At 56.5% G+C, this 11592-nt stretch carries 12 protein-coding genes; 3 read left to right on the top strand and 9 right to left on the bottom strand.

What is annotated here, in order from left to right; all coding sequences use genetic code 11:
* Window positions 1–149 precede the first annotated feature (149 nt).
* Window positions 150–446: a hypothetical protein gene (locus CCE92_RS15005; RefSeq protein WP_088009386.1), complete on the top strand. Its 297-nt coding sequence runs from the start codon at window positions 150–152 to the stop codon at window positions 444–446.
* Between the two features lie 169 nt (window positions 447–615).
* Here CCE92_RS15005 and CCE92_RS15000 read toward each other — a convergent pair whose 3' ends face one another.
* The 8 genes from CCE92_RS15000 to CCE92_RS14965 all read right to left on the bottom strand — a co-directional run bounded on the left by CCE92_RS15000 (window position 616) and on the right by CCE92_RS14965 (window position 8423).
* Window positions 616–1809 carry a thiolase family protein gene (locus tag CCE92_RS15000; RefSeq protein ID WP_175578114.1) on the bottom strand — a complete coding sequence of 398 codons (1194 nt, stop codon included), beginning with the start codon at window positions 1807–1809 and terminating at the stop codon, window positions 616–618.
* 13 nt (window positions 1810–1822) lie between these two features.
* A complete protein-coding gene (locus tag CCE92_RS14995) occupies window positions 1823–2941 on the bottom strand; it encodes a muconate cycloisomerase family protein (protein ID WP_088009382.1) in 1119 nt (372 codons plus the stop codon).
* A 15-nt stretch (window positions 2942–2956) separates the two neighbouring features.
* Window positions 2957–3601, bottom strand: a complete 645-nt coding sequence (locus CCE92_RS14990) for a 3-oxoacid CoA-transferase subunit B (protein WP_088009380.1) — start codon at window positions 3599–3601, stop codon at window positions 2957–2959.
* Window positions 3598–4284, bottom strand: coding sequence for a CoA transferase subunit A (locus CCE92_RS14985; RefSeq protein ID WP_088009377.1), 687 nt, complete (start codon window positions 4282–4284; stop codon window positions 3598–3600). Before CCE92_RS14985 ends, CCE92_RS14990 begins: the two co-directional genes overlap by 4 nt.
* A 3-nt stretch (window positions 4285–4287) precedes the next feature.
* A complete protein-coding gene (locus CCE92_RS14980; protein ID WP_088009375.1) occupies window positions 4288–5022 on the bottom strand; it encodes a carboxymuconolactone decarboxylase family protein in 735 nt (244 codons plus the stop codon).
* A gap of 19 nt (window positions 5023–5041) precedes the next feature.
* Complete coding sequence (locus CCE92_RS14975; protein WP_088009372.1) at window positions 5042–6703, bottom strand: SLC13 family permease; 1662 nt, start codon at window positions 6701–6703, stop codon at window positions 5042–5044.
* 31 nt (window positions 6704–6734) lie between these two features.
* Window positions 6735–7577 (bottom strand): alpha/beta fold hydrolase, encoded by an 843-nt coding sequence (locus CCE92_RS14970; RefSeq protein WP_088009370.1) that lies wholly within the window; start codon window positions 7575–7577, stop codon window positions 6735–6737.
* 72 nt (window positions 7578–7649) lie between these two features.
* Entirely contained in the window at window positions 7650–8423 is a 774-nt protein-coding gene (locus CCE92_RS14965; RefSeq protein ID WP_088009368.1) for a dioxygenase family protein, read from the bottom strand.
* A gap of 135 nt (window positions 8424–8558) precedes the next feature.
* Here CCE92_RS14965 and CCE92_RS14960 point away from each other — a divergent pair, with 135 nt between their 5' ends.
* Window positions 8559–9365, top strand: coding sequence for an IclR family transcriptional regulator (locus CCE92_RS14960; RefSeq protein ID WP_088009388.1), 807 nt, complete (start codon window positions 8559–8561; stop codon window positions 9363–9365).
* A gap of 130 nt (window positions 9366–9495) precedes the next feature.
* On the opposite strand, the gene CCE92_RS14955 is transcribed toward CCE92_RS14960, so the two are convergent.
* Entirely contained in the window at window positions 9496–10323 is an 828-nt protein-coding gene (locus CCE92_RS14955; protein WP_088009366.1) for an STAS domain-containing protein, read from the bottom strand.
* Window positions 10324–10623: 300 nt separating this feature from the next.
* Here CCE92_RS14955 and CCE92_RS14950 point away from each other — a divergent pair, with 300 nt between their 5' ends.
* Complete coding sequence (locus CCE92_RS14950; RefSeq protein ID WP_088009364.1) at window positions 10624–11556, top strand: DMT family transporter; 933 nt, start codon at window positions 10624–10626, stop codon at window positions 11554–11556.
* Window positions 11557–11592 lie beyond the last annotated feature (36 nt).

The raw sequence follows: 11592 nt of genomic DNA, 5'->3' as shown, positions 1-11592 counted from the left end.
TTTTTCAATCACGCTGACCATCGTACACCATCCCGTCGTTTATTGCAACACCGGCGCTTTTCGGTTGTGTTCATAGGACTGCTGCATAAAACAGGGGGGCTGCGGGTATAGGGATACCACAAGTCATTCACCGACAGGAGGAATTCAGCATGGCACCGAAAGATCCGAAACGGCGGAAGGAAGACGGACCGGACGAGACTTCACCTTACGATGAAACAGCGCTCGATGACCTCGTCGCCCATATCCCGCACAGCTTGCGCGGCGCCGTCGATCCGGACGAAGAACAGGACCGTCCGGAAGACAAGGACGCAGCGGACGATTATTACCGGCCGTTCCAGAACATGCCGGAAACCGGTGCGGACGACGTGCCGGAAGAAGAGAAGATCCAGCAGGACCGCCGGACCGATGAAAAGCGGGTTGACCGGAATCGCGATGACCGCGTTTGAACCGGCTGCGGTAAAAAACGGAGAAAATTGAAAAGGACCGAACCGGGAACGGCGAAAACCGGAAAAGCCCGCCCCCTCCGCGCAGTTTGTGGAGGGGGCGGGCTTTTGTTGGAATAATGGTGTCAGAATAGTGGTGCCTGGCACCACTATTCTGACTATTAAAGCCAGTTCAGGCCTGCAGGTTTTCCACGATAGTGGAGATGCCCATGCCGCCTGCGATACAGAGAGTCACGAGGCCGTACCGTTTGCCGGTGCGTTCAAGTTCATGGAGCAGTTTCGTCATAAGGATGGCACCGGTTGCGCCGATCGGATGGCCGAGTGCGATGGCGCCGCCGTTCGGATTGACCCGGTTCCGGTCAAGGCCGAGCTCACGGATGCAGGCGATGGACTGGGAAGCGAACGCTTCGTTCAGTTCGATGATGTCGAGGTCATCGATCGTCAAGTCTGTCTGCTTCAATGCTTTCCGCGTCGCATAGACGGGTCCCATGCCCATCAGTTCCGGTGAACAGCCGGCCGCCGCCTGGGCGACGAGACGGGCTTTCGGCTGGAATCCGTGTTCCTGTGCCGCCTGTTCGGACATGACGAGTACGGCCGCCGCACCGTCGTTCCGGCCGCTGGCGTTGCCTGCTGTTACGGTGCCGCCTTCCTTGAAGACGGGCTTCAGCTTCGCCAGTTTTTCCAGGCTCGTTTCACGCGGATGTTCATCGGTCTGGACGACTGTATCACCTTTGCGTCCTTTAATCGTATAAGGCGCGATCTGCTCTTCAAACAGGCCGCGCTGAATGGCGCGGTGCGCTTTCTCCTGGCTCTCGAGCGCGAATTCGTCCTGCTCCTCGCGGGAAATGCCGTATTTCACCGCGACGTTTTCGGCGGTGAACCCCATGGTGAGATCGCCATAAGTCTCAACCGGCTGGGAACCGGGCTGGCTCGCCGTATTCGGGTCTTTCAGCAGCACGTCGCCCGAACCGGTGCCGAACCGGACACCCCGGACATAGTAAGGCGCTGTGCTCATCGACTCGGCTCCGCCCGCGATGATGATGTCGCTCAAATTCGTCTGGATCTGCTGGGAGGCGGAGTTGATCGCCTGCACACCCGAGCCGCATTGCCGGTGAAGTGTATACGCCGGTACCGATTCCGGGATTCCGGCCCGCAGCTGGGCGACGCGTGCGAGGTTCGAGATATCCGCGCTTTGTTTCGCCTGGCCGAGGATCACTTCCTCGACCGCTCCTTTGTCGATTCCCGTCCGGCTGATCAGCGCTTCGATGACATGCGCGCCGAGAAAGTCGGCTTCGACATCCCTGAACCCGCCGCCGAGTTTGCCGATGGCGGTCCGGACGGAATCCACGATCACTGTATTTTTCAAACCATTCATCTCCTCAGTTTCCTGATCTTGCGTATTTTTTCACTTTGTCACGGTCGACTTCCATGCCGAAACCCGGTCCGTCCGGGATGACGATTTCGAAGTTCTCGTACTTGATGTCGTTAGTCGTCAATGTATCTTTGAACAGCAGCGGGCCGAAAAGCTCCGTCCCGAATTGGAGAGCGGGAATGGTCGCATAGATCTGCGCGCAGACCGCGGTGCCGAGGCTCGATTCGATCATCGTGCCGCCGTACAGGCCGAGTCCCGCCGCTTCTGCAATCGCCGCCGCTTTCTTTGTATCGGTCAGGCCGCCCGCTTTGCACACTTTCAAGGCGATGGAGTTGCCCGCGCGGTGCTTGGCAATCTTGAACACTTCCTGGACCGATGTCGCCGCTTCGTCCGCCAGAATCGGCACACGGTAACGGCTCGTGAGGCGGGCCATGCCTTCGTGGTCCCAAGCGGGGAGGGGCTGTTCGATCATCGAAACGCCGCCTTCTTCAAGCGCCGGAATGCAGCGGTTCGCCGTATCTTCATCCCATGCCTGGTTCACATCGACCGTAAGCCGGGCGCTGTCGCCGACCGCCTGTTTAATGGCCAGGACATGCTCGACATTTTTTTGCGCATCGCCTTTGCCGATCTTCAGTTTGAAAATGTTGTGGCGTCTCTTCTCGAGCATTTCGTGCGCTTCTTCGATGTCTTTGCCGGTATCGCCGCTTGCGAGCGTCCAGGCGACCGGCAGGGAATCATGGATCTTCCCGCCGAACAATTCATAAGCCGGAATGCCGCGCTGTCTGGCCGCCAAATCCACGATCGCCGATTCGATGACCGCTTTGGCGAAATGATTGCCGCGCACCTGCCTGGCGACATCATCCATGATTTTGCCGAAGGCGATCGGCTCTTTGCCGATGATGAGCGGGGAGATGTAGCGGTCGATGTTCACTTTGATCGCTTCCGGCGTGGATTCGCCGTAGGAAGCTCCGCCGATGGTGGCCACTTCCGCCCACCCTTCGGCACCGTCCGTATCCCGCACGCAGGCGACGACGATGGCCTGTTCCGTGATCGTGTGCATCGCCAGCTGGTGCGGCCGGATGATCGGCATATCGAGCACGAATACTTCTGCAGCTTGGATCTTCATCCGTTCAAAACTCCTTTATTGTTCAATAAACTCCGCTTCCGTCTTTTCCCTGACGTCTTCAATCGAAGCGCCCGGCATCAGTTCAGCCAGCCGGAGCTTCCCGTCCGTCACTTCGAATACCGCGAGTTCGGTGACGATGAGGTCGACCGACCGGGTCGAAGTGATCGGATACGTGCACTCTTTCAAAAGCTTGCTCTTGCCGTCTTTTGCGGTGTGACTCATCGTGACGATCACTTTCTTCGCGCCGACGAGGAGATCCATCGCACCGCCGACCCCCATGATGTTCTTGCCGGGGACCGCCCAATTCGCGATAACGCCGGTTTCATCCACTTGGAGGGCGCCGAGGATCGCCACATCGACATGCCCGCCGCGGATCATGGCGAAGGAATCCGAACTGTTGAAAAACGAAGCGCCGACCGCTTCGCCGACCGGCAGCTTGCCGGCGTTGACGAGGTTGGGGTCGACGTCCGGTTCTTCGACATCCGTCACACCGAGCAGGCCGTTTTCCGTGTGGAGATAAATCGAATCATCTTCCATGTATGCAGCGACGAGCGTCGGGATGCCGATTCCGAGATTGACGGTGAGCGGGCCTTTCAGCTCTTTCGCCACCCGTTTGGCGATCATGTGCTGGATGTCGTGCTTGCTGATCTGCGTCGTCATCGGCTGACCACTCCTTCCTTCGTGAGGACTTGCTGCGCTTTGATGATGGCATCGACATACAAGTGGGGGGTGATGACCGCTTCGGGGTCGAGCTCGCCGGGTTCCACGATTTCATCCACTTCGGCGATGACCGTTTTCGCGGCGGTCGCCATGAGCGGATTGAAGTTGCGGGCCGTTTTATAGTAGACGAGGTTCCCGAGCGTGTCGGCTTTGTGCGCGCGGATCAGTGCGACGTCCGCACGGATCGCTTTTTCCAGAATATAGCGGACACCGTCGATTTCCCGTTCTTCTTTTCCTTTCGCCAAATCGGTGCCGACGCCGGTCGTCGTGTAGTAGCCGCCGAGTCCGGCGCCGCCCGCACGGATCGATTCGGACAGCGTGCCCTGAGGCAGCAGTTCCAATTCGATCTCTCCCCGCTGGTACTTGTCGCCGACGTCCCGGTTGCTCGTGAAATACGAGCCGATCCCTTTTTTGATCTTGTTCTGGTTCAATAAAATCCCGAGACCTTTGCCGGATTCACCGAGGTTGTTGCTGACGATGGTCAGGCCGTTGACGTCTTTTCTCGTCAGTTCGTCGATCAGTGTCAGCGGCGCGCCGACAAGGCCGAAACCGCCGACCAGGATCACATCGCCGGATTTGACGGCAGCTAAGGCTTCCGCTGCGCTGTGTTTTTGCTTTGCCATAAGTCAGCCTCCGATTTCTGTTTCATTTTTCGTTTTCAGCGAATCGCTCAGCTCGAACCAGGCGGGAATGCCGGCTGTCAGGATGCAGATGTAGCCGACATCCGCAAGGTCCGCTTCAGAAGCGCCGGCTTCGCGGGCCCGTTCCATCCACGGAACGGCGCCCCGTCCGTCCAGTTCAACGATGAAATTGCCGGCCATATTCAGGTGTTTCAGCCGGGAAGAGACGATGCCGTCGCTGAGGATTTTCGCTTCGAGCGCGTCGCGGTCCCCGGTTTTCAGCACGCGGAGCGTTTCTTTCAGGAACGCCGTATCTTCTCCCTCGAGCCAGCCGATGATCCGCGAAAGCGTTTCGTCGGCCGCCGCTTCGTTTTCCGTGGCCGGTGCGGGTTTCCCGTTCAGCTCCAGCGCATAGGAAATGGCGGAAAGGGCTGTGCGGAGGGCGCTGTCGCCTTTATAGAGATAAGCGGTAAGGAAGTACTCCGCGATTTCGGGCAGCGAAGCGCCGAAGTCGACCGCGCCTTTCGTGTGGTAAATCATGCTCCGCTCATACAGGCGGGCCGCGTTCATGCTGGCGATCAGACTGTCTTTCTCTTTCCGGGACAGCGCGCCGTCCTGCATGATCTCCCCGCGGATGCCGGTATACGTATGGAGGACGGCCGGGCTGTAATCGTGCATTTTCTGCACCCAGCCGGGCACTTCCCCGTACACTTCCTTAAAATACGTTAATGCGTCGCTCATGTTTTCACTCCTGACTTGATTACTGCTTCAATGCGTCCGGGTACTCGAATTGATTGAATCCGAAGATGACCGGAAGGATGAAATAAACAAAGAGAAGGATCAGCACGAAGGCAAGGACTGTGAGCCATGTGCCCTTTCGTAGCATGTCGACCATCGTGATCTTGCCGGTCGCGAAAATGATGGCGTTCGACGGTGTCCCGATCGGCAGCATGAAAGCGAATCCGGCGCCCATCGCGACAGCCGTCATAAGCGGCAGCGGGTGGATATTTATCGCCAGTGCAAGCGCGGCGGCGATCGGCACGAGAATGGTGACGGTCGCAGTGTTGGAAGTCAGCTGGGTCATGCCGATGCCGAGCAGCAAGGTGACTGCAAGAATCATCAGGTAGGAAGCGCCTTCAAGCAGCAGCAGCTGATTGCCGATCCAGCTGGCGAGGTCCGTGCCATTGAATCCTGCCGCGAGTGCGAGACCGCCGCCGACGAGCAGCAGGACGCCCCACGGCATATTCTTCAGTGTGTCACTCCCGAGAATCCGTTCACCTTTTCCGCCTGAGGCCGGGAGCAGGTGAAGGACGATGGCGGCGATCATCGCGACCATCGTATCGCTGATCCCCGGAATCAGATCCGTCCAGATGAACGTCCGTGTCATCCACATGAAAGCGGTGATGGTGAAAACCGTGAGGACCACTTTCTCCTCATACGACATGCGGCCGAGCTCTTTCTTCCGGTCAGTGACGAACTGGCGGCCATTCGTGATTTTCTTCACTTTCATCGGGTAGGCGATTTTTGTGATATAAAAAATCGCGAACAGCATCAGGACGGAAATGAGCGGAAAGGCGAAGAAGAAAAACTGGGCGAACGAGATTTCAAAACCGAGCAGTTCACTTGCCAGTCCGGCGAGAATGATGTTGGTCGGAGTGCCGATCAGTGTTGCGCTTCCGCCGATAGTGCCGCCGAAACCGATGGCGAAGATAATGGATTTCGTGAATTTCGTTTCTTCCTCTTCCGTGTACACGCCGTCGTCCTTCATCAAGGTGACGACTTTCGCGATGATGGCAAGGCCGATCGGAATCATCAGCATGACGGTCGCCATGTTGGATACCCACATTGACAGGAACCCGGTCGCCAGCATGAAGCCGAGCACGAGGCCTGATGTGCTGGCGCCGACCGCACTGATGATGGTGATGGCGATCCGCTCATGCAAGTTCCAGCGTTCCAGGGCGAGCGCGAGCGCAAACCCGCCGACGAACAGGAAAATCATCGACGAACCGTAGCTCGAGGCCGTGGTGCTGCTGTCGACCGCTCCGAGCAGCGGCAGCAGCACCAGTGGCATCAGTGAAGTGATGCCGAGCGGAATCGCTTCCGTCACCCACCACACCGCCATCCATGCTGTGACGGCGAGCACAGCGCGCCCTTCATCGCTCAGTCCGGGCAGGGGCAAAAAGAACAGAATGAACGCGAAGAGCAGCGGCCCTAAATACAGGCCGACCGTCTGCAGCTTGTTGTAGGAACGGTTGCGCTCCGTGTTTTCCGGCCGTGCGGCGCCGGCCGCTTCCTCCCGGTAATCAGGTGACGCCACCCCAGCGCCGCCCTGTTCCCGGAGACTTGCCATGGTCACCAAATCTTTCGTCTGCCTGTGCGACGTCCAGAAGGACTCGCTGACTTTATTGAATGAGAATTTCATGAATTTTCCTCCCTGATCCCTTTTTTCTTGGTCAAGCCTGTTCGGTTTTCGCAAGGAATGCATCGATGGCGCCGAAGATCTCCTGCCGTTCTTCAAAGACCATCGTGTAGTGATTGGAATCGGACACGGTCACGGTTAAATCCTCCGTGAACTTTTGCGTATCCGCATAATCGTCCAAATAGAAAAGCGGCGGCATCGGGCCGATATTCCCTTTCGCGTAGACGAGAAGGACAGGACAGCGGATGTCCGGGCAGATTTCCTTTGGGACGAACTGATAAAAACTGTCGAAATCGGCCAGGATGCCGGCTTCTTCGGATTTGTTTTCCCAATGTCCGCCGGTCTGTCCGACTTCGTATTCCACGGTCTCCTGCAACGTTTCATTCCAGGAAATGCCCAGTCCGCTGTAGATGGTTTTGATCTCATCGACGTAATCGGCCTTCGACCGGTACTGTTTGCTGAGCCGGGCGAGTGACGGTTTCACAATCGCTTGCTGGTGTTCCGACATCTGTGCGGCGCCGTCAAGCAGGATGACAGCCTGGACGCTCTGCAGCCGGCTTGCGACGATCGCTGAAATGAATGCGCCCATCGAATGGCCGATCAGGATCGGCTGCCGGATGCCGAATTTTCCGATCAGTCCGATAATGTCTTCGGCATGCTTGAAAATTGATGGTTCCGCATCGAGTCCGGAGCTGTTTCCGCGTCCCCGGAGGTCCACGGCGATCACCCGGAACCGGCCTTTATAGCGCTGTGCGTAATGATGCATGTTGCGGTGTGTCCCTGTCAGGCCGTGGATGGCAATGATCGTCTCTCCGTCTCCCGGATAGTCTGCGACTTGAATGTCGTGGCCGTTCACGTTCACTTTGTAAAAATCCATTTATCAACACCACCTCGTAATCTTGGATGAAAAGAAAAGCGGGCACTCGGTGAATGCCCGCGATTCCGCTGTTTATTCTTCAGAACGCATGACGAAATCGAGCGATGCTTCTTTATGATCACCTGCGTCCTCCAGCTTGGTCAGCAGGGAAGAACGCACGCCGTTCGCGACATCGGTCTCCAGCCATTCGTCGCCTTCGAAGAACACTTGCGTGATCAGCGTCTCGTAACCGGGCTGTTCGAATTTCATGTGGATGTGCGCCGGGCGGTATGCATGATAGCCCGCTGCCCGGACGAATTCCCCGGTCGGACCGTCTGTCGGGATCTGATACGGAATCGGCACGATGCTCCGGACTTCGAAATCTCCGTTTTCATCGGTATAGAAGTGACCGCGCAAGTTGAACGGCGGGGCAGGTGAATCGAAGTTCGAGTACAGCCCGTCGTTGTCATCCTGCCACCATTCCACTTTCGTGTTCGCCAACGCCTTCCCGTCGACGTCTTTCACATTTCCGCGGAATACGAGCGGATCGCCTTCTTCATCCGGACGCTGCGGCAACACGGCAGGCTTGCCTGATATTTCCGGTGATCCTTCTGCAAAGTATGGCCCGAGTAGGGAAGGCTCCGTGCCCGGGAGGTCCTTGTATTTCGCTTCCAGCACGTACGTTTCGATGAAGACATCCAGGAAAAGAGGAATTTCGCCGCTTTTGCCGAGACGGTCAGCCCATTTGACGAAGTTGGTGTACTCTTCGTGATTCAGCTGCTGTTCGTCTAAAAACGCTTTCATATGTTTGATGAAACTTTCGTAGACTTCCAGGACCCGCTTGTTCTGCACTGCTGTTTCTGCCATTCCAATCCACTCCTTAAAAAATTTTTAGTCAATGAATAAAGCGCTTGCAAAACTTTTTCGGTTGTTGTACGATATACGTACAATAAATCGTAAAGCGTACAACCTTATTTAAACGCAGAGAGGACTGTTATGTCAATGGAAAATTCTAAAAATTTGCGGCAATCCAGCGATTTTATTCAATCATTGGAGCGGGGACTCCAGGTGATCCAGGCATTTTCTGAAGAAACGCCGAAGCTGACAGTCAGCCAGGCGGCGAAAATCACCGGTCTTTCACGGCCGGCGGTGCGGCGGATTCTGCTGACATTGGAAGCGCTCGGGTTTACGGAATCGGCGAACGGGATCTACTCACTGACCGCCCGCACGCTGACGCTCGGCTATGCCTACATTTCTTCCCAGAACATCTGGAACATCGCGGTTCCGATCATGCGGGAGTTTGTTGAAAAAACAGGGGAATCGTGTTCCATTTCCGTGCTTGACGGAGCGGAAGTCATTTATGTCGCGCGGGTTCCGGCGAACCGCATCATGAGCATCAGCCTCGATGTCGGCTCCCGCCTTCCCGCTTACGCCTCTTCCATGGGGCAGATGCTGCTGGCTTGCCTGCCTGAAGAGGAGCTCCATAAAGTTCTTGATGAAACACCGTTTAAGAAATACACGGAGAACACGATCGCGGATAAAGAAAGCATGATGGAGGAACTGGACAAAGTCCGGGAGCGGGGCTGGGCTGGCGTCGATCAGCAGCTGGAGCAGGGACTCCGGTCCATCGCGGTTCCGATCAGACGGGGGGATGGCAGCGTCATTGCGGCCATCAACTGTTCGGCGCATGCCGGCCGCGTTAGCCGAAAGACGCTGCGGGAGGAATTCCTGCCGCTGCTCAGGGAAACTTCCGACAGGATTACGCAGGCGGTTTCGATTTCCTCAGGATCATCGCTCGGGTCCCTGTGACAGACACTATTCAGAAAAACTCGCATGCAAAAAGGCGTTCCGGCCATCGAGACAGATGGTCGGAACGCCTTTTATGGATTTCGGCAAATCAGGCAGCAGCTGGCGTGCCTGGCACCACTATTCTGACAATTTACTGCTCAGTGAAGTACTCTTTCAGTGCCTGCTGCAGGGTGCCGAGTGTTTTTGTCTTGTTATCGAATGTCAGGCCGAGGCGGAGCATTTTCTGGACGACGTCCGCCCGCAAGCCTGTGATGACTGTCCGGCAGCCCATCATGTGAGTGCCGTCTATGATTTTCGTCAGCTGTGCCGCTACGTCGCTTTCGATATCGGCGATGCCCGAAAAGTCCATGATGAGCGTCTGGATACGGGCAGCCCCGATCTCTGTCAGCACTTTTTCCTCGATGATGGAACTTCTGAAGGAATCGACAGTCCCGATCAGCGGCAGTACGCAGATGGAGGCGTTGATCGGAATAAGCGGAACCGACAGATTCTCGACCAGCTTCCGGTGGGACGTGATCAGCTGGTCCTTATACGTCGAATAACTCAGGAAAAATGCGTTCAGGAACGAGTCGACGTGGTTGTTGATCTGCTGTTCCAGTCTGAAGAAATTGGCCGAGGACTGAGGCTCGATGGTTTCGCTGAACTGTTCGATGAAGATCCACAATGTCCGGCGGATCGCTTGGATCCACTCGAGCTTGAATGTCAAATCGATGGAGTGGGTGGCCCAGGCGATTCCTTCCTGACGGGCGAAGGCTTCCAGCTCTTGATCTTTCCCGTCGATGATGTAACCGACCAGGCGATGGGCATTGTTGACGAGATCGATATTGCCGATTGTCAGGATTTCATTGATTTTGTCTCTCACATTGACTGCTTCCGACAGAAGCCGCTTTTCAAAAGCTTCGCGGTTTTCAAGGAACAGCACTTTCAATTGGGCGGCATCGCGGGCCGTGTTCGTCATACGAAGTTCCTCCTCTATATGGGTCGATAGTTAGTTTTCCAAATTAATTTAACCATAAAGAAAGGGTTTTAGAAAAGAAAGAGCCGCTTCTATTTCTTTGGCTGCGAAGAGACCTCATCCGATCTTTCCGACCCAGTACAGCCGCGGATCGGCAAAGGAGGGACGGGAGAAGTCTGAATCGTTTCCGGCACAGGGACACAGAAATAAGGAGACGTAAAATCAGGCTGCAGAATCTGGTTGCTTTTACCTGTTCCGCGCCTTACGATGGGAAGAACGGAAAAGAAACGCGGAGGTGTGACGATGGGGAAGAAGAGATGGAAAGGGATTGTGCTGGTGCTTTTAGGCGCGTCTTTCTGGGGGATCGGCGGGACGGTCGCGCAGCGGCTGTTCCAGGAAAGCGGCATCGAGGTCGGCTGGCTTGTGTCTGTTCGGCTGCTGATCGCCGGAATTCTGCTGCTGGGGATTTCTTTGTTCGCCGGCAATCAGCGGAAAATGATCGGAATCTGGAAGGACCGGAAGGCGGCAGTGCAGCTCGTCCTGTTCGGGCTGGGCGGCATGCTCGCTGTCCAGTACACCTATATGGCATCCATCTCTTTCGGCAATGCGGCTGTCGCGACGCTCCTCCAATATTTGGCGCCGGTTTTCATCCTCCTCTATTATGCCTTCGTGAGAAAAAACCGGCTCCGGCTGAAGGAAGTCCTGACGGTTACGCTGGCGCTCACCGGCACGCTGCTGCTCCTGACAAACGGGTCAGCCGGGAACTTGTCTGTCCCGTTCCCCGCCATCGCCTGGGGCGTATTATCAGGTGTCGCGCTGGCGTTCTACACGCTGTATGCCGGGCAGCTCCTGATGAAATGGGGATCGCTCAACGTCATCGGCTGGGCAATGGTCATCGGCGGCGCGGGGATGGGGCTGATCCATCCGCCCTGGCAGGCGGATACCGTCGGCTGGACAGCCGGGACGCTGCTGTTCCTGGCATTCGTGATCCTGTTCGGCACGATGTTCGCTTTCTGGTTTTATCTCGAAAGCCTTAAGTATTTGAATCCTCAGGACACCAGTGTGCTCGGGAGCGTGGAGCCGCTGTCGGCGATCGCTGCATCTGTCGTGTGGCTCCACGTCCCGTTCGGCATGTACCAGCTTGCCGGTGCGGGGCTGATCCTGCTCATGGTGTTTTATTTGTCCGCACCGGAAGAACGGACGGAACCCGTACAAACCGCTGCGACAAACCGATAAGAGAAAAGGAAAGGTTTTGGGTCTATGTGCCGAAAC

The organism is Indiicoccus explosivorum (genome assembly GCF_002167005.1).
GTDB classification, from domain to species: Bacteria; Bacillota; Bacilli; order Bacillales_A; family Planococcaceae; genus Indiicoccus; species Indiicoccus explosivorum.
The sequence above is the reverse complement of the archived record's forward strand: the minus strand, read 5'-3'. Positions and strand labels throughout refer to the sequence as shown.

Coding starts and splice junctions, on each gene's coding strand:
- CCE92_RS14995 (WP_088009382.1), bottom strand. CDS start 2,941: ATGAAGATCCAAGCTGCAGAAGTATTCGTGCTCGATATGCCGATCATC.
- CCE92_RS14980 (WP_088009375.1), bottom strand. CDS start 5,022: ATGAGCGACGCATTAACGTATTTTAAGGAAGTGTACGGGGAAGTGCCC.
- CCE92_RS14970 (WP_088009370.1), bottom strand. CDS start 7,577: ATGGATTTTTACAAAGTGAACGTGAACGGCCACGACATTCAAGTCGCA.
- CCE92_RS14950 (WP_088009364.1), top strand. CDS start 10,624: ATGGGGAAGAAGAGATGGAAAGGGATTGTGCTGGTGCTTTTAGGCGCG.
- CCE92_RS14990 (WP_088009380.1), bottom strand. CDS start 3,601: ATGACGACGCAGATCAGCAAGCACGACATCCAGCACATGATCGCCAAA.
- CCE92_RS14985 (WP_088009377.1), bottom strand. CDS start 4,284: ATGGCAAAGCAAAAACACAGCGCAGCGGAAGCCTTAGCTGCCGTCAAA.
- CCE92_RS14965 (WP_088009368.1), bottom strand. CDS start 8,423: ATGGCAGAAACAGCAGTGCAGAACAAGCGGGTCCTGGAAGTCTACGAA.
- CCE92_RS15005 (WP_088009386.1), top strand. CDS start 150: ATGGCACCGAAAGATCCGAAACGGCGGAAGGAAGACGGACCGGACGAG.
- CCE92_RS14960 (WP_088009388.1), top strand. CDS start 8,559: ATGGAAAATTCTAAAAATTTGCGGCAATCCAGCGATTTTATTCAATCA.
- CCE92_RS14975 (WP_088009372.1), bottom strand. CDS start 6,703: ATGAAATTCTCATTCAATAAAGTCAGCGAGTCCTTCTGGACGTCGCAC.
- CCE92_RS14955 (WP_088009366.1), bottom strand. CDS start 10,323: ATGACGAACACGGCCCGCGATGCCGCCCAATTGAAAGTGCTGTTCCTT.